The following is a 17848-nucleotide window of genomic DNA, read 5'->3' as shown; positions in this document are numbered from 1 at the left end:
AGTGAGTCAGCCCTCACCCCTTGGGGGTGTCGCATGCGTCCGGAGGGGGCGAAAAAAGCGGGTTCCAACCCCAGTCTGTAGGGTCTCCCGGACGCCAGACCCCTGTATATTGGGCAAATGATTTGTTTTTGCGCCGAGCGCTTTCCCTGGCGGCGGTTATGGCAGAATCCGGGCGAACTCCTGCTCCCCGGACTGACAGACATGGCCACTCGCGCACTCCTCTATCGGCGGCCCCACGAGCCAAAGACCCTCGTCATCACCCATGGATCGCAGTTTTTTGCGATTCGGCTGCGCCGGCACAGGCGTGCGCGCCGCTACACGCTCAGAATTCATCCGAGCGATCGCGAAGCCATCCTCACCATGCCGCCGCGCGGCACGCTCGCCGAAGCAAAAGACTTCGCGCAGCGTCACGGTGCATGGATTGCGGCACGTCTCGGGCGTTTGCCGAAGGCCGCGCCGTTCCAGCCTGGCACAGTGATACCGCTTCGCGGTGTTCCCCATCGTATCGTTCATCGCGCCGGTGCGCGCGGCACGGTGTGGACCGAAGTGCGCGACAGCGGTGAACGCATTCTCTGCGTCGCCGGCGGCGTCGAGCATGCTGACCGCCGCGTCCATGACTTCCTCAAGCGCGAGGCGCGCCACGATCTTCAGCGTTCGGCCGAAGCCTATGCCGCCGAGCTTGGTGTCAGGGTCAAGCGGCTGTCGATCCGCGACCAATCCAGCCGCTGGGGCTCCTGCACCTCGGCCGGCTCGCTGTCGTTCTCCTGGCGCCTGATCCTCGCGCCGCCCTTCGTGCTCGACTATCTCGCCGCCCACGAGGTCGCCCATCTCGTCGAGATGAACCACTCGGCGCGGTTCTGGCGCGTGTGCGGCAAGGTCTGCCCCTCGATGGAGCGCGCCAAGAAGTGGCTCGACACGTGCGGGAACGACCTGCACCGGTACGGGGTCGAGGATTAGCGTCGGCTGCTAACCAAATTGGAGCTGTCATCGCCCGCGAAAGCGGGCGATCTAGTATTCCGAGGCGGTTGTTATTGAATCGAGAGGCCGCAGCGTACTGGATTGCCCGCTTTCGCGGGCAATGACGGCGGAGAGTGGGGCGACGTCAGCGCCTTGCGCTACGGCTTTTGATTTGCCCGACGTATCAATGACCTCGCACAATCCACCCAGCATCACGCCGCCAATCACCGGCTACTGTGCATGGGGTTGTTTTCGCAGTTTTTGTTTTGAGGTCATGGAGACCTCAAGCCGAACCTATCGATTGCCGCCAAACAGCCGGTCCATCAGCCAGCCATCCAGCCCCGCCGCCGCTTCCGGCCGCGCATTGGCGCGCGTCGGTGGCGGGCGATAGCCGCCATTGCTCGCCGGCGCCGGTCCGGGCGCGGCCGCCGTCGGCGGCGACACCTGCGATGCCGCCTGCGCGAGGTTCGACAGGCCCCAGCTCGCTTGCGAGTTCGGCAAGTTCGCGACCGGCACGCCCTCGTGCGCGGTGCGCATGAAGCGCGACCAGACTTCGACCGGCAGGCCGCCGCCGGTGGCCTTCTTGGTCGGCGCGTTGTCGTCATTGCCGAGCCAGACGCCGGTGACGAGGTTGGCGGTGTAGCCGATGAACCAGGCGTCACGGTAATCCTGGCTGGTGCCGGTCTTGCCGGCCGCCGGCCAGCCGGGGATCTCGGCCTTCTTGGCGGTGCCTGATATCAGCGTTTCCCGCATCATTGAATTCATCATGCCGACATAGCGCGGGTCGATCACCTGGTTGCGCTCGTCGGGCTGGCGCATGTAGAGCAGCTTGCCACTGAGCGTCCTGATCCGCGTGACGACATGCGGCGTCACCGCGAAGCCGCCATTGGCGAAGGGCGCATAGGCGCCGACCAGCTCGACGACCGAGACTTCGGAGGTGCCGAGCGCGATCGAGGCATTGGGCTCGAGCTTCGAGGAGATGCCGAGCCGGTGCGCGGTGCGCACCACGTTCTTCGGCCCGACCTCGAGGCCGAGGCGGATCGCGACCGTGTTGAGCGACATCGCCAGCGCCTGGGTCAGCGTCACCGCGCCGAAATATTCATGGGTGTAGTTCTCAGGTCTCCAGCCCTTGACCTCGATCGGCGCGTCCTGGCGCACGGTATCGGGCGTCAGGCCCTGCTCGAGCGCGGTCAGGTACACGAACGGCTTGAACGAGGAGCCCGGCTGGCGCTTGGCGGTCACCGCGCGGTTGTACTGGCTCTCGGAATAGTTCCGCCCGCCGACCATGGCGCGCACGGCGCCGTCGGGCGTCATCGCCACCAGCGCGCCCTGGCTGACATTGAACTTCACGCTCTTGGCCGCGAGTTCGTCGATGATGGCGGCTTCCGCCACGCCCTGCAGCTTCGGATCGATCGTGGTCTCGACCTTGATGCTCTCGTCGATCTGGCCGACGAGGTCGTCCAGCACCTCGCCGATCCAGTCGGCGACGTAATTGACCGTGCCGGCGCCGACCGGCTTCACGTTGTAGGAGGGATGGCCGATCGAGGCCTGCGCCTGCGCTTCGGTGATGAACCTTGCATCCGCCATCGCCGTGAGCACGATTTGCGCGCGCGCTTCCGCGCCTTCCGGGTTGCGGTTCGGCGCAAGCCGCGAGGGCGATTTGACGAGGCCGGCCAGCATCGCGGCTTCCGCGATGGTCACGTTCTTCGCCGACTTGCCGAAATAGCGCTGCGCGGCGGCCTCGACGCCGTAGGCGCCGGAGCCGAAATAGACGCGGTTGAGATAGAGCTCCAGGATCTCGTCCTTGGAATGCTTGCGCTCCAGCCAGATCGCGAGCTCCGCCTCCTGCAGCTTGCGCTGCATGGTGCGCTCCTGGGTCAGGAACAGGTTCTTCGCGAGCTGCTGCGTCAGCGTCGATCCGCCCTGCGACACGCCGCGATGGAGCACGTTGGTGACGAGGGCGCGCAGGATGCCGACGGGATCGATGCCGAAATGCGAATAGAAGCGGCGGTCCTCGATGGCGATGAAGGCCTTGGGCAGGTATGGCGGCAGATCCTTCAGCGCGACATTGGCGCCGGCCATCTCGCCGCGCTGCGCCAGCATGCTGCCGTCCATGCCGACGATCTGGATCGTCGGCGGACGCTTGGGAATCTCCAGCGACTGGATCGGCGGCAGATGGGCCCCGACATAGATCACGACGCCGACCACGGCGATGGCGCCCCACAGGCCCACCACCGCGCCCCAGTAGACCAGGCGGCCAAGGCTGGCGCCGATACGCGACTTCGACCGGCGCTTGGCGCCGCTGCGGCCGGCCGGTGGCTTCCGCTCGCGCGGCGGCTCGTCGCCGGAATCCTCAGCTTTGCGCTTGGCGGATGATTTCGCTGACTTCTTCGGTTTGTCCTCGCCGCCCGGGACGCGGTCGGCCGCGGTCAGGCGCAGGTCGGCGAGCGCCGCGGGCAAGCCGAACAGCGGCTCCTTCCGCCCACCCTTTTTCTTTCCCCACGCCATACGCAAAACGCCCGGTCAGCCCGCCCCGCCGCACGCTAGCGGTCGCTGTTTAAGGCCCGGTTACCCAGGCGTTAACGCGCGATTAGGAGGTGCGGCATTCGTCCGCCGCAGTTCCGCTGATCGGACGGCGAAGCTAGGATCGCCGCCACAAAACAAGAGGGAACACACGAGGGAGTACCTATGGGCCACATCGATCCGACCAAGGAGATTTTCGCGCAGTTCCGGGACAACGATCGCCCGGGCCCGATCCACATGCTCAATCTGGTGCGGCTGCGCAAAGACGCCGTCTACCCGGACGGCCGCAAGGCGAGCGGCGCGGAGGCCTACGCGGCCTATGGCCGCGAGAGCGGCCCGGTGTTCGAACGCCTCGGCGGGCGCATCGTCTGGCAGGGCAGGTTCGAGCTGATGCTGATCGGCCCGCAGGAGGAACGCTGGGACCATTGCTTCATCGCCGAATACCCAAGCGTCGCCGCCTTCGTCGAGATGATCCGCGATCCCGTCTATCGCGAGGCGGTGAAGCACCGCCAGGCCGCCGTGGAGGATTCGCGGCTGATCCGGCACGCGGTGCTGCCGGTGGGGAAGAATTTTGGCGAGGTGCCGACTTGAGAGCCGCGGAGCGACACTCTCTCTGCCGTCACGGCCGGGCTTGACCCAGCCATCCACGCCTTCTTGTTCAGTCATTCCGGGGCGGCTCGAAGAGCCGAACCCGGAATCTCGAGATTCCGGGTTCGATGCTGTCGCATCGCCCCGGAATGACAGCGGAGGAAACTAACCCGCCGGCCCCGCATCCTCCAGGATCGGGCCGAACAACTCCCAGCGCTCGCCGTTGAACTTCATCATCTGAAGCTGCTTGTTGACGCGGTAGTCGGTCGGCGAGGTGTTGGCCTTGATGCCCGGCAGCGCGATGTCGCCGGTCACGTCCTTCAGCGACGCCGCCTGCTTCATGACGTTCTCGCGCGTCAGGTTGTCGCCGCACTGCTGGAGCACATGGGCCAGAAGCTGCGCGGTGCCGTAGCCGTAGGTGTTGAAGTTCGAGTCCTTGTCGCCGTCCGGGTAGTATTTCGCCATGAAGTCGAGATACCGCTTCATGCCGGCATCGTCCTTCCAGGTCGGATCGAGCGGGTCCTTGCCGTAGTTGACGCTGATGACGCCCTTGGCGGCATCGAGCCCTGCCGGCTTCATCACCGCGCCGACCGAGGTCGCGTTGATGTCGACGATCTGCACCGGATGCCAGCCGAGCTCGGCGATCTTCTTGATCGCCTGCGCCGCCTGCTTCGGCGTGGTCGCGCTGAAGAACAAATCGGCGCCGGCATCCTTGATCTTGAGGATCTGCGAATCGACGGTCGGGTCGGACACCTCGTAGGACGCCTCCGTCACGATCATCTTGGCAGCCTTGTCGCCGAGGCCGGCCTTGATGCCGTTCAGATAGTCCTTGCCGAGGTCGTCGTTCTGATAGAGCACGCCGATCTTGGCGTTCGGATGCTCCTTCAGGATGTATTGGCCATAGATGCGGCCTTCGACGAAATAGTTCGGATTGTAGCCCATGGTCCACGGGAAGTTCTTGGGGTCCGTGAACTTCGAGGCGCCGGTGGCCGCGAACAGCTGCGGCACTTTCTTGGAGTTGAGATATTTCTGCACGGCCGCGTTCGACGGCGTGCCGATGATCTGGAAGGTGAGCAGCACCTCGTCGCTCTCGACGAGCTTGCGGACCTGCTCCACCGCTTTCGGCGGCGAATAGGCATCGTCGTATTGAATCAGATTGATCTTGCGGCCGTTGATGCCGCCCTGGTCGTTGATCATCTTGAAGTAAGCGGCCTGGGTCTTGCCGATCGACGCATAGGCCGACGCTGGCCCCGAGAACGGCACGGTCTGGCCGACCTTGATCTCGGTGTCGCTGGCGCCCGGATCATATTTTTTCTGGGCATTGGCCGCAGAGACCGACAGCGCCAGGGTCAGTGCCGTTGCCGTGGCCAGATGCAGCATTCCATTCCTCATTCGCAATTTCCTCAGCTTGTTATTGCCGATGATCTGCCGGACGCACTGTTGCGCGCCCGGCGCCATCGCTGCCGGGGAGTGTGGAGGAGGCGTTGCTGCAACGCAAGGCGGGGATGTGCCCGCAGTTCGTAGGGTGGGCTGCGGTTCGCCAACCCACCCTGTGACGTCTCCGAGTCGCTAGCCCGACGGACCGTTGTCCTCGATGATCGGTCCGAACAGCTCCCAGCGCTCGCCGTTGAACTTCATCATCTGCATCTGCTTGTTGACGCGGTAGTCGTTCGGCCCGGTGTTGATCTTGATGCCGGGCAGCGCGAAGCTCGGGGTGAAGTCCTTGATGTTGGCGACCTGCTTCATGACGTTCTCGCGCGTGAGGTCGTCGCCGCATTGCTTCAGGACCTGCACCAGCAGCTCGGCCACCGAATAGGCATAGGTGTTGACGGTGTTGAGCTTGTCGCCTTCCGGGAAGTACTTGTCCATGAAGGCGAAGAAGGCCTTCACGCCCGGATCGTCCTTCCACTGCGGATCGCTGGGTTCCTTGCCATACTGGGTCGAGATGATGCCCTTGGAGATCTCGAGGCCGGCCGGCTTCAGCGTCGCCGAGATCGGGCTCGCATTGATGTCGAGGATGTGCACCGGCGTCCAGCCGAGGTCGGCGAGCTTCTTGATGGCCTGCGCGGCGAATTTCGGCGTCGAGGCATCATAGAACAGGTCGACGCCCATCGACTTCAGCTTGACCACCTGCGAATCCACGGTCGGATCGGTGACCTCGTAGGACACCTCGCCGACGATCATGCTGGCGGCCTTGTCGCCGAGGCCGCTCTTGAGTCCCGCGAGGTAGTCGCGGCCCATGTCGTCGTTCTGGTAGAGCACGCCGATCTTGGCGTTCGGATGCTCCTTGAGGATGTACTTGGCGTAGATGCGCCCCTCGGACACGTAGTTCGGATTGTAGGCAATGGTCCAGGGATAGTTCTGCGGATCGTTGAAACGCGCCGCGCCGGTCGAGGCCAGCAGCTGCGGCACCTTCTTGCCGTTGAGATATTTCTGCACGGCGGCGTTGGCCGCGGTGCCGATGAGCTGGAAGGTGAAGAGCACCTCGTCGCCTTCGACCAGCTTGCGGACCTGCTCGACGGTCTTCGGCGGCGAATAGGCGTCGTCATACTGGATCAGGTTGATCTTGCGGCCGTTGATGCCGCCCTGGTCGTTGATCATCTTGAAGTAGGCGGCCTGGGTCTTGCCAATATTGGCATAGACGGAGTAGGCGCCGGAGAACGGCACGGTCTGGCCGATCTTGATCTCGGTGTCGCTCGCACCGGTGTCATATTTCTTCTGTGCGATGGCTTGGCTGGCGGAGAACGCGAAGGCGAGCGCCGCCGTGGCAGCCATGAAGACTCTGCGATTGCTCATGTTGGGTTGTTCCTCCTGACGGAATTTTCGGCCGATGGTCTTTTCCGTTGGTTGCAACGGTCGCCATCGCTGCCGAAGAGTGTGGAGGAACGTTCGCCGCCGCGCAAGGATCGCGGCACTGCGCCGTAGCGTCTCAGGCCAAGGATCTTAAGGCCAAAGATCCTGGGCCAAGGATCTTAGGCCAGCGGTCCTAGGCCAGGAACAATGCCACCAGCGCGATCGCCGCCGGCAGTGCCTGCACGAGCAGGATGCGCGTGCTGACGGTCGCCGCGCCATAGGCGCCGGCCACGATCACGCAAAGCAGGAAGAACGCCTTGATCTGGAATGCAAAGGCCGGGTTGCCGTGAAGCAGGCCCCAGATCAGGCCGGCGGCAAGGAAGCCGTTATAGAGGCCCTGATTGGCAGCCATCACCTTCGTGATCGCGGCCTTTTCCGACGTATTGCGAAAGACCTTCAAGCCCTGCGGCTTGTCCCAGAGAAACATCTCCAGGATCAGGAAGTAGGCGTGCAGTGCGGCGACCAGCGCCACCAGGATATTCGCGATCAGACTCAAGTTGAGCTCCCCCAAAGCGTCAGCTTTCGGGTGGACGGTAGCACGCCCGGCATGGCAAGTGCGATCCCATGATTTGAAGTGATGGAGTCGCAATGGCCGCTCGATCAACCAGCCTGCCGGAACGCTTCGGCCTCGATCGTCTGGCGACGCCGATCGGAACCGCCCTGCTCGTCACCGATGCCGAGGGCGCCTTGCGTGCGCTCGACTGGGACGACTACGAGCACCGCATGCGCGAGCTGCTGCGCCTGCACTACGGCGCGGTGGATCTGAGCCAGCGCTCCGCGCCGGCAGCGATCAAGGCCGCGCTGTCGGATTACTTCGCAGGTAACCTCGGAAGGCTATCAGCGATCGCATGGCGCATCGCCGGCACACCGTTCCAGCAAAAGGTCTGGACCGCGCTTGCGCAAATCCCCGCCGGCACCACGATGAGCTACGGCGCGCTGGCCGCAAGGATCGACATGCCCAGGTCCATTCGCGCCGTCGGCCATGCCAACGGCTCCAACCCGATCAGCGTGGTGCTGCCCTGTCACCGCCTGATCGGCGCCGACGGCTCGCTGGTGAAATACGGCGGCGGGCTCGAGCGTAAGCGCTGGCTGCTGCGGCACGAGGGAGTGGAGGTCTAGGTTCTCACTCCCGTGGTCATTCCGGGGCGCGCGTAGCGCGAACCCGGAATCCATTTATCCGCGTCACCAGTGGCTCGATGGATTCCGGGCTCGCCGCTGCGCGGCGCCCCGGAATGACGAGGGGAGAGAGGTGCGCGCGACCGCCGTCACGCCGCGGGCTGAACCGCCTTGTCGCCGGCCATCACGTGGGTCAGCGCGCTCTTGATCGCGGACTGGCGGGTCGGCGCGTTGATCTGCGCGCCGAGCAGGTCGGTGACGTAGAACACGTCGCGCGCGCGCTCGCCAAAGGTCGCGACGTGGGCGGAGGCGATGTTCAGATTGAGCTTCGAGATCGCGGTGGTGAGCTCGTAGAGCAGGCCGGGCCGGTCGAGGCCGGATACCTCGATCACGGTGTAGCGGTCGGACCACTGGTTGTTGATGGTCACTTCAGGCTCGATCACGAAGGGCCGTGCCTTGCTGCGCACCGTGCGCCGCGCCACCACCTCGGGCAGGCGCAGCTTGCCTTCCAGCACGTCCTCGATCATCTCGCCGATACGGGTGGCGCGCCTTCCCTCGTCCTCGTCGCGGTCGTATTCCCGGGAGATCGAGATCGTGTCGAGCGCGCGGCCGTCGGTCGTGGTGTAGATCTGGGCGTCGACGATGTTGGCGCCGGCGGAGGCGCAGGCGCCCGCGATGATCGACAGCAGCCAGGGATGGTCGGCCGCGAAGATAGTCAGCTCGGTGACGCCGCGCACCTCGTCGAAGCCGACATTGATCGCGAGCTTGTGGCCGGCCTGCTCGCTGGAGCGGACGAAGCGCGCGTGGCGGATCTTGCGCGGCAGCTCGACCTTGAGCCAGTAGGCCGGGTAGTGCCGGGCGATATAGGCGTCGAGCTCGTCCGCCGGCCATTCGGCGAAGGCGTTGCGGAATTCGGCGTATGCGGCCGTGAGGCGCTTGCCGCGGTCGACTTCCGAGAAGCCGCCGGTCAGCACCGGTTCTGTCTCGTAGTACAGTGAACGCAGCAGCTGCGCCTTCCAGCCGTTCCACACGCCGGGACCGACGCCGCGGATGTCGGCGGTAGTGAGGATCGTCAGCAGCTTCATCTGCTCGACCGACTGCACCACGGCAGCGAAATTCTCGATCGTCTTGCGGTCCGACAGGTCGCGCGACTGCGCGACCGTGGACATGGTCAGATGCTCCTCGATCAGCCAGGCCACGAGCTCGGTGTCGGCCGGGCTGAAGCCGAGCCGCGGGCAGAGCCGCCGCGCCACCTTGGCGCCGGCGATGGAGTGATCCTCCGGCCGGCCCTTGGCGACGTCGTGCAGGAGCGTCGCGATGTAGATCACCGAGCGATGCTCGGGCCGGATCTTGCGCATCAGGTCGCTGGCTACGGCGAATTCCTCGATGCCGCCGCGCTCGATGTCCTGGAGGAAGCCGACGCAGCGGATCAGATGCTCGTCGACGGTGTAGTGATGATACATGTTGAACTGCATCATCGAGACGATCTTGCCGAAGGCCCGGATGAAGTGGCCGAGCACGCCGGTCTCGTTCATCCGACGCAGCACGATCTCCGCGTTGTCGGAGGTGAGGATCTCCATGAACAGCCGATTGGCTTCGGGGTTCTCGCGAAGCTGGGCGTTGATCAGGCCGAGCGAGCGCGTCACGTCGCGCATCGCATCCGGGTGGAAGGCGAGGTTGTGCTTCTGCGCCAGGCGGAAGATGCGGATCAGGTTGACCGGATCGTGCTTGAAGACGTCGGGCGCGGCGACGTTGATGCGGTTGTTGTCGACGATGAAGTCGTCGCTGTCAGGCACGCGCCGCTTCGCGGGGGTCGGGCGCAGCCGCGCCATCATCCGGCTCAGGACCGGCGCGGGCTTGGCCTGCTGGTCCTCGAGCTTGGCGCAGAGGATGGCGGTGAGGTTGCCGACTTCCTTGGCGACCAGGAAGTAGTGCTTCATGAACCGCTCGACGTCCTGCATGCCGGGATGCGAGGTGTAGCCGAGCCGGACCGCGATCTCGCGCTGGAGATCGAAGGACAGGCGCTCTTCGGCGCGGCCGGAGTAGAAGTGCAGGTTGCAGCGCACCGACCACAGGAAATCGGCGCAGCGGCGGAACGTGCGGTATTCCTGCGCGTCGAACACGCCGCGCTCGACCAGCTCGTCGGTGTCGCGGACGCGGTAGACGTATTTGGCGATCCAGAACAGCGTGTGCAGGTCGCGCAAGGCGCCCTTGCCGTCCTTGACGTTGGGTTCGACCAGGTAGCGCGACTGGCCGCCGCGCCGGTGCCGCTCCTCGCGCTCGGCGAGTTTTGCGGTGACGAATTCGGACGCGGTGCCCTGCACCACTTCCTTGTCGAAGCGTTCGACCAGCTCGTCATAGAGCGGCTGGTCGCCGGTCAGGAAGCGCGTCTCCAGGATTGCGGTGCGGATCGTCATGTCGCCGCGCGCCTGCCGGATCGACTCGTCGACCGAGCGCGTGGCGTGCCCGACCTTCAGCCCCATGTCCCAGAGGCAATAGAGGATCGCCTCGGCGACCTGCTCGCCCCAGGCGGTCTGCTTGTAGGGCAGGATGAAGAGCAGATCGATGTCCGATTCCGGCGCCATCAGGCCGCGGCCATAGCCGCCGGTCGCGACCACCGCCATGCGCTCGGCGCCGCTCGGGATCGGCGAGCGGTAGAGATGGCGGGTCGCCGCCGAATAGAGGATGCGGATGATCTCGTCCTGCACATGGCACAGCCGCTCGGCGCAGCGACGGCCATGGCGGTCCTTCAGCAGGATCGCCTGTGCGGCGGCGCGCGCCGCGATCAGCTCGGCCTTGAGCAATTGCGCCATGGCCGTGCGGAACGCGTCCTCGCGTCCCTGGTGCTTTTCGGCAAGCGCATCGACCGCGGCGGTGATCCGCGCGGTGTCGAAGCGATCGTCCACCTCTTGCTTGTGCTCTGTCGTGACGCTGTCCATGTCACACCGGATATAAGAGGTGACAGGCGCTGTCACCCGCCATTCGCTGGCAATAGTCGTTCCATGCTTGAAAAGCCCGGCATCGGGCAAAGTTGTTCTCGGGCGACCCGCTTTCAAGGGAGGGATTTTCTCGTTGACCTCTAGGTATAACTCATTGAAAAACAATGAAGTTTTTGAGGAGGGCGGGCATGACCAAGGTGACACGACGCATTCTGCTGGTGGGCGCGATGGCGCTCGCCATGACCCCCGCGGCGCGGGCGGCCGATCCGCTCAAGGAAATCCGCATCGACTGGGCGACCTACAATCCGGTGTCGCTGGTGCTGAAGCAGAAGGGGCTGCTGGAGAAGGAGTTCGCCAAGGACGGCATCACCATCACCTGGGTGCAATCGGCCGGCTCCAACAAGGCGCTCGAATTCCTCAATGCCGGCTCGATCGATTTCGGCTCGACCGCGGGCTCGGCGGCGCTGGTGGAGAAGGAGTTCGCCAAGGACGGCATCACCATCACCTGGGTGCAATCGGCCGGCTCCAACAAGGCGCTCGAATTCCTCAATGCCGGCTCGATCGATTTCGGCTCGACCGCGGGCTCGGCGGCGCTGGTGGCGAAGATCAACGGCAACCCGATCAAGTCGATCTATGTCTATTCGCGTCCCGAATGGACCGCGCTGGTGACGGGCAAGGAGTCCAGGATCGCAAGCGTTGCGGATCTCAAGGGCAAGCGCGTCGCGGTGACGCGCGGCACCGATCCGCACATCTTCCTGGTGCGCGCGCTGCTTGGCGCCGGCCTCACCGAGAAGGACATCACGCCGGTGCTGCTCCAGCACGCCGACGGCAAGACCGCGCTGATCCGCGGCGATGTCGATGCCTGGGCCGGGCTCGATCCGATGATGGCGCAGGCCGAAGTGGAGGAGGGCGCCAAGCTGTTCTATCGCAAGGCGGACGCTAACACCTGGGGCATCCTCAATGTGCGCGAGCAGTTCCTGAAGGACTATCCGGACGTGGCCCGCCGCGTGCTCGCCACTTACGAAGAGGCGCGCAAATATTCGCTGGCGAACTATGACGAACTGAAGAAGACCTTCATCGCCGTGACGAAGCTTCCCGAGGCCGTCGTCGACAAGCAGCTCAAGGAGCGCACCGAGCTGACCCACAGCCGCATCGGCTCGCCCCAGCGCGAGTCGATCCTCGCCGCCGGCCTGGCGTTGCAGCAGGCGGGCGTCGTCGACGCCAAGGTTGACGTGAAGGCGACGCTGGATGCGCTGATCGACGACCAGATTCCGCTGCCGACGAATTAGTCGGCAGGAAGAGGCAGCCGCGCGTGCATCAAGCTCCGCCGTCGTCCCGGCCTAGTTGCGCAATTGCGCACGGGGGGCCGGGACCCATCACCACAGGGAGTGGTTGTTGCGCGAAGGCGGTCATTCCGAATCCCCGTAACCACTCCTCCCCGTGGTTATGGATCCCGGATCGGCGCGCGCTTGAGGCGCGCTTGTCCGGGACGACGGTCGTGGGTGTGGCGACACTGTTGCATTCCCTCACAAGACGCGCTTGCTATGGCCATGATCTCCGACGCGCCTGCCTTGCAACGATCCTCTGAACCGGCCGAGGGCGCCGCCGCGCCCTCGCGCATCGCGCGTTACGCGCGGCCGGTGCTGGGTGTGCTGTTGCCGCTCGCGCTCGCGCTCGGCTGGGAGCTCGTGGTGTGGTCCGGCTGGTCCAACGGCCGGCTGGTGCCGCCGCCCTCGCGCGTCTTTGTCACCATCACTGACCTCGCCCGCTCCGGCGAGCTGGTCCGTCACATCGCCGCGACGCTGTGGCGTGTCGGCCTTGGCTTCGCGTTCGGAGTGGTCGCCGGCACGCTGCTCGGCGCGATTTCCGGCTATTGGTCGCTGGCGCGCCGGCTGCTCGATCCGACCGTGCAGGCGCTGCGCGCGATACCCTCGCTGGCCTGGGTGCCGCTGTTCATCCTCTGGCTCGGTATCTTCGAGACATCGAAGATCGCGCTGATCGCGGTCGGCGTGTTCTTCCCGGTCTATCTCGGCGTGATGGGTGCCATCCTCTCGGTCGATCGCAAGATCGTCGAGGTCGGGCGCACCTTCCGCCTCTCCGGCCCGGCGATGATCCGCCGCATCCTCTTGCCCGCGGTGCTGCCGGCCTATGTGGTGTCCTTGCGCGTCGGCCTCGGTCTCGGCTGGATGTTCGTGGTGGCGGCCGAATTGATCGGGGCGTCCGAAGGTCTCGGCTATCTCCTGCTCGACGGCCAGCAGCTCGGCAAGCCCGCGCAGATCCTCGCCGCGATCGTGATCTTCGCCATGCTCGGCAAGCTCACGGACTGGCTGATCGAGGTCGGGTCCGCGCCCTTCCTGCGCTGGCAGGACGGCTTCGGGCGTCCCAGGGGAGCGTAACGCGATGCTCGCGCTCGACAGGGTCAGCAAGACCTATCCCAACGGCGTCGAGGCGCTGGCGCGTTTCTCGGCCGCGATCCGCCAAGGCGAGATCGTCGCCATCATCGGCGGCTCCGGCTGCGGCAAATCAACATTGCTGCGCGCCATCGCCGGCCTCGATCGCGCCAGCTCAGGCACGGTGACGCTCGACGACGAGGCGATCGCCTCGCCGCATGCCAAGATCGGCATCATCTTCCAGGAGCCGCGGCTTTTGCCCTGGCTCGGCGTCGCCGACAATATCGGCTTTGGACTTGCCGATCTGCCCGCGGCCGAGCGGCGCGAGAAGGTGGCGCGCGCGCTCGCGCGCGTCGGGCTCGCCGACAAGGCGCAGGCCTGGCCGCGCGAGCTCTCCGGCGGGCAGGCGCAGCGCGTCGCGATCGCCCGCGCGCTGGTGCCGCAGCCCGAGGTGCTCTTGCTCGACGAGCCGTTCACCGCGCTCGACGCATTCACCCGCAGGGATCTCCAGGATCATCTGCTCGATCTCTGGGCCGACACGCGCCCGACCTTGATCCTCGTCACACATGACGTCGACGAGGCCGTGGTGCTGGCAGATCGCGTGCTGGTGATGCGGCCGCGGCCGGGCCGCCTGTTCGACCAGATCGAGATCAATCTGGGGCGGCCGCGCGACCGCAATTCGCCGCTGTTCGAGAACTTCAAGCGAAGTGTGCTGACGTCACTCGACCGTTCGCTCGACCGCAGCGTGCCCGACCGTGACGCAACCCAGGGTCCCGGTCAGGCCATGTGGTGGTGACAATTTCTCCTCAAGCCGGTACATCGAGGGGCGATTTTTCCGGGAGAGAACGAAAATGGACGCTGCCCAACTGCGCCAGATGCAGGCCCCGATCAAGGAACGCTACAAGACCGATCCCAAGACCGCGCTGATCACGTTGAAGGCCAAGGGCTCGACCGACAGCGACGGCATCGCCTGCAAGGTCGAGACCGGCCGGGCTATCGCGCTTGCCGGCCTGCATCCGGCCACCGGCGGCTCCGGCCTCGAACTCTGCTCCGGCGACATGCTGCTCGAGGCGCTGGTTGCTTGCGCCGGCGTCACGCTGAAATCGGTTGCGACCGCGATCGAGGTGCCGCTCAAGACCGGCAACGTCTATGCCGAGGGCGATCTCGATTTCCGCGGCACGCTCGGCGTCGACAAGGAGACGCCGGTCGGCTTCGCCGAGATCCGCCTCCGCTTCGAGGTCGACACGCCGGCGCCGCAGGACAAGCTCGATCTGCTGCTCAAGCTCACCGAGCGCTATTGCGTGGTCTACCAGACCATCAAGAACGGCCCGAAGGTTTCGGTGTCGATGCAGCGGATGTGAGGCGCGAGAGTCGCTGCTCTACAATTGGTGTCGTTCCCGCGTAGGCGGGAACCCATAACCCCAGGCCGTCGTGATTTCGGACGGTCGTAGCTCCAGCTCTCGAATCACAACGCCCTGTGGCTATGGATTCCGGGTTCGCGCTTCGCGCGCCCCGGAATGACGGACAGAATGCCTTCCTTCCGGATCTGCGCTTCGCTTGTCCGGCACGACAAACAAAAAAATGTCCCCCGAGCTCCACTTCATCCTCTTCCTGCTCCTGCGCATGGCGATCGCGGCGGCGTTCGTCGTGACGGCCTCGATCATCACCGAACGCTCGGGTCCGGTGATCGGTGCGCTGATCGCGACCCTGCCGGTCTCGGCCGGTCCGTCCTACGTCTTCCTCGCGATCGACCATGACGCCGCCTTCATCGCGCAGGGCGCGCTGGCGAGCCTGCCGGTGAACGCGGCGACCATCTTCATGTGCCTCACCTATGTCGTGCTGTCGCAGCGGCACAATCTCGCGGTGAGTTGCGGCAGCGCCGTCGCGGTGTGGATCGGGCTGGCCTCGATCATCCGCCAGTTCGACTGGTCGCTCACCGCCGGGCTTGCCGCCAATCTGATCGCATTCGGCATCTGCATTCCGCTGCTCGCAGGCTATCGCCACGTGAAGATGCCGCTGGTGACGCGGCGCTGGTACGACGTCCCGATGCGGGCCGCGCTGGTCGCGACCCTCGTCGCCATCGTGGTCTCGACTTCCAGCTGGGTCGGCCCCCGTATCAGCGGCATCATCGCGCTGTATCCCGTGGTGTTCTCAAGCATGATGGTGATCCTGCATCCGCGCATCGGCGGCCCGCCGACCGCCGCCGTACTCGCAAACTCCGCCTGGGGCCTGCTCGGATTCGGAATGGCGGTCGCCGTCATGCACGTCGCGGTGGTGCAGTTCGGCCTGGCCGTCGGCTTGAGTCTTGCGCTCGGTACCTGCGTCACCTGGAACCTGACGCTGTGGGGGATCGGCCGGCGCGCGATGCGCAAGGCTCGGCAGAAGCCGTGAGACCACGGATGAACGCGAGATGACGTCGAAGACATATCTGCGGCTAGTTCATTCGAGCAATCAGCGCGGCGTCCCGCAAGCCGTTGAATGACAAATCTCATTTCAAATTCGGGCCGAGACCGCCGCGGGGCGCCGTGTGCACCGGCGATTTTCCCCGGCTGCTGCTTTCCGACATTTCTATTAGAACTTTGTTCGAGCTTTTCCCGTACGAATCAACTTGCATACCCGCGTCCGACACCGCCCGCGTATATTTTGGCGGATCTCTATTCAAGCGATCGGACCTGCGGGAACCGCTGATTGGAATACGGCATCGCTGCCGCGCGGTCACATCCCCCTGGTTCCGACGGGCACGTCCCGATCGGTGTTATTTCGAGATGGAGATTCTTTGATGTTTGGTCGCAACTCCCGCAGTGATGCAGACGCACAGCTCGCCGCGATCGGCCGGTCGCAGGCCGTGATCGAGTTTGCGATGGATGGCACGATTCTTACGGCCAACCAGAACTTCCTGAAGGCGCTCGGCTACTCCATCGACGAGATCAAGGGGAAGAAGCACGCCATGTTCGTGCCGGCCGATCAGCGCGACAGCGCCGAATACAAGGCGTTCTGGGCGCAGCTCAACCGCGGCGAGCCGCAGGCCGCCGAATTCAAGCGAATTGCCAAGGGCGGCCGCGAGGTCTGGATCGAGGCGTCCTACAATCCGGTGCCCGACAATGCCGGCAAGCCGGTCAAGGTCGTGAAGATCGCGACCGACATCACCGCCAAGAAGGTCCGCGCCATGACGGAAGCCTCCAAGGTGTCCGCCATCAGCCGCGCCCAGGCCGTGATCGAGTTCAAGCTCGACGGTACCGTCGTCACGGCCAACGAGAATTTCTGCAAGGCGCTCGGCTATTCGCTGGCCGAGATCGAGGGCAAGCACCACAGCCTGTTCGTGGCTCAGTCCGAGCGTGACGGCGGCGCTTATCGCGAATTCTGGGCCGCGCTCAACCGCGGCGAATACCAGGCCGGCGAGTTCAAGCGCATCGGCAAGGGCGGTCGCGAGGTCTGGATCCTCGCCTCCTACAATCCCCTGCTCGACGAGAATGGCAAGCCGTTCGGCGTCGCCAAGTTCGCGACCGACATCACCGCGGAGAAGCTGAAGAACGCCGATCTCGCCGGTCAGATCGCGGCGATCGACAAGGCGCAGGCGGTGATCGAGTTCAACATGGACGGCACCATCATCACCGCCAATGCCAACTTCCTCGGAACGCTCGGCTATTCACTCGCCGAGATCAAGGGCCATCATCACAGCATGTTCGTCGAGCCTGCCGAGCGCGACGGCGCGGCCTATCGCGAGTTCTGGGCCGCGCTCAACCGCGGCCAGTACCAGGCGGCGGAATACAAGCGCATCGGCAAGGGCGGCAAGGAGGTCTATATTCAGGCCTCCTACAACCCGATCCTCGATCTCAACGGCAAGCCGTTCAAGGTCGTGAAATATGCCACCGACACCACGAAGCAGGTGCTCGTCCGCATGGGCAACGAGCGTGTCCGCGGCATGATGGAATCGGTCGCCGCGGGTTCGGAGGAACTCAACGCCTCGGTGCGGGAGATTTCCGAGGCGATGACCAAGTCGCGCGAAACCGCGATGAGCGCGGTGGATCAGGTCGCCGCCGCCGACGCCCAGGCGCAGCGCCTCACCGAGGCCGCGCAGGCGATGAGCGGCATCGTCGAGATGATCAACAGCATCACCGGGCAGATCAACCTGCTCGCGCTCAACGCCACGATCGAATCCGCGCGCGCCGGCGAAGCCGGCCGCGGCTTTGCCGTGGTCGCCTCCGAGGTGAAGAGCCTCGCCAACCAGGCCAAGCAGGCGACCGACAAGATCGGCCAGGAGATCGGCAGCCTCAACGGCATCTCCGGCGACGTCGTCAGCGCGCTCGGCTCCATCAAGCAGGCGATCAACAATGTCAGCGAATACGTGACATCGACCGCCGCCGCCGTCGAGGAGCAGAGCACGGTCACGAACGAGATGTCGACCAGCATGCAGCGCGCCGCGGCGGAAGCGGCCGCGATCGCGGCGCGGGCGTAGGGCAGTATCGTAGGGTGGGCAAAGGC

General features: G+C 65.0%; 14 protein-coding genes. 9 read left to right on the top strand and 5 right to left on the bottom strand.

The features are described from left to right. Positions 1-117: 117 nt before the first annotated feature. Entirely contained in the window at positions 118-957 is an 840-nt protein-coding gene (locus AB5K84_RS42640; RefSeq protein WP_011083731.1) for a M48 family metallopeptidase, read from the top strand. Positions 958-1251: 294 nt separating this feature from the next. Here AB5K84_RS42640 and AB5K84_RS42635 read toward each other — a convergent pair whose 3' ends face one another. Continuing rightward, a complete protein-coding gene (locus AB5K84_RS42635; protein WP_011083732.1) occupies positions 1252-3465 on the bottom strand; it encodes a transglycosylase domain-containing protein in 2214 nt (737 codons plus the stop codon). 180 nt (positions 3466-3645) lie between these two features. On the opposite strand from AB5K84_RS42635, the gene AB5K84_RS42630 reads away from it, so the two are divergent. Beyond that, positions 3646-4071 (top strand): DUF1330 domain-containing protein, encoded by a 426-nt coding sequence (locus tag AB5K84_RS42630; RefSeq protein ID WP_011083733.1) that lies wholly within the window; start codon positions 3646-3648, stop codon positions 4069-4071. A 162-nt stretch (positions 4072-4233) separates the two neighbouring features. Here the strand turns inward: AB5K84_RS42630 and AB5K84_RS42625 are convergent, their stop codons facing one another. The 3 genes from AB5K84_RS42625 to AB5K84_RS42615 all read right to left on the bottom strand — a co-directional run bounded on the left by AB5K84_RS42625 (position 4234) and on the right by AB5K84_RS42615 (position 7411). Further along, positions 4234-5460 (bottom strand): ABC transporter substrate-binding protein, encoded by a 1227-nt coding sequence (locus tag AB5K84_RS42625; RefSeq protein ID WP_028172601.1) that lies wholly within the window; start codon positions 5458-5460, stop codon positions 4234-4236. A 177-nt stretch (positions 5461-5637) separates the two neighbouring features. Beyond that, on the bottom strand, positions 5638-6864 hold the full coding sequence (locus AB5K84_RS42620) for an ABC transporter substrate-binding protein (protein ID WP_011083735.1): 1227 nt from the start codon (positions 6862-6864) through the stop codon (positions 5638-5640). Positions 6865-7054: 190 nt separating this feature from the next. Then, positions 7055-7411, bottom strand: a complete 357-nt coding sequence (locus AB5K84_RS42615; RefSeq protein WP_182869854.1) for a DUF1304 domain-containing protein — start codon at positions 7409-7411, stop codon at positions 7055-7057. Positions 7412-7509: 98 nt separating this feature from the next. Here AB5K84_RS42615 and AB5K84_RS42610 point away from each other — a divergent pair, with 98 nt between their 5' ends. Beyond that, positions 7510-8040: a methylated-DNA--[protein]-cysteine S-methyltransferase gene (locus AB5K84_RS42610; RefSeq protein WP_011083737.1), complete on the top strand. Its 531-nt coding sequence runs from the start codon at positions 7510-7512 to the stop codon at positions 8038-8040. Between the two features lie 146 nt (positions 8041-8186). Here AB5K84_RS42610 and AB5K84_RS42605 read toward each other — a convergent pair whose 3' ends face one another. Continuing rightward, complete coding sequence (locus AB5K84_RS42605) at positions 8187-10976, bottom strand: [protein-PII] uridylyltransferase (protein WP_038965190.1); 2790 nt, start codon at positions 10974-10976, stop codon at positions 8187-8189. Positions 10977-11164: 188 nt separating this feature from the next. Here AB5K84_RS42605 and AB5K84_RS42600 point away from each other — a divergent pair, with 188 nt between their 5' ends. The 6 genes from AB5K84_RS42600 (at position 11165) to AB5K84_RS42575 (ending at position 17822) form a co-directional block, all read left to right on the top strand. Next, the gene (locus AB5K84_RS42600; protein WP_063921374.1) at positions 11165-12265 is read left to right on the top strand and encodes an aliphatic sulfonate ABC transporter substrate-binding protein; all 1101 of its coding nucleotides are present in this window, start codon (positions 11165-11167) and stop codon (positions 12263-12265) included. A 261-nt stretch (positions 12266-12526) separates the two neighbouring features. Then, positions 12527-13372, top strand: a complete 846-nt coding sequence (locus AB5K84_RS42595) for an ABC transporter permease (protein WP_038965193.1) — start codon at positions 12527-12529, stop codon at positions 13370-13372. A 4-nt stretch (positions 13373-13376) separates the two neighbouring features. Beyond that, on the top strand, positions 13377-14162 hold the full coding sequence (locus AB5K84_RS42590) for an ABC transporter ATP-binding protein (protein WP_011083741.1): 786 nt from the start codon (positions 13377-13379) through the stop codon (positions 14160-14162). A gap of 55 nt (positions 14163-14217) precedes the next feature. Next, positions 14218-14727, top strand: a complete 510-nt coding sequence (locus AB5K84_RS42585) for an OsmC family protein (RefSeq protein ID WP_027542149.1) — start codon at positions 14218-14220, stop codon at positions 14725-14727. A gap of 220 nt (positions 14728-14947) precedes the next feature. Continuing rightward, complete coding sequence (locus tag AB5K84_RS42580; protein ID WP_011083743.1) at positions 14948-15757, top strand: hypothetical protein; 810 nt, start codon at positions 14948-14950, stop codon at positions 15755-15757. 388 nt (positions 15758-16145) lie between these two features. Continuing rightward, on the top strand, positions 16146-17822 hold the full coding sequence (locus tag AB5K84_RS42575) for a methyl-accepting chemotaxis protein (protein ID WP_171463733.1): 1677 nt from the start codon (positions 16146-16148) through the stop codon (positions 17820-17822). Positions 17823-17848 lie beyond the last annotated feature (26 nt).

This window comes from Bradyrhizobium sp. 1200_D9_N1_1 (assembly GCF_052075915.1).
GTDB classification, from domain to species: Bacteria; Pseudomonadota; Alphaproteobacteria; order Rhizobiales; family Xanthobacteraceae; genus Bradyrhizobium; species Bradyrhizobium diazoefficiens.
Note: the sequence above shows the minus strand (reverse complement) of the source record. Positions and strands in the feature narration are given on the sequence as shown.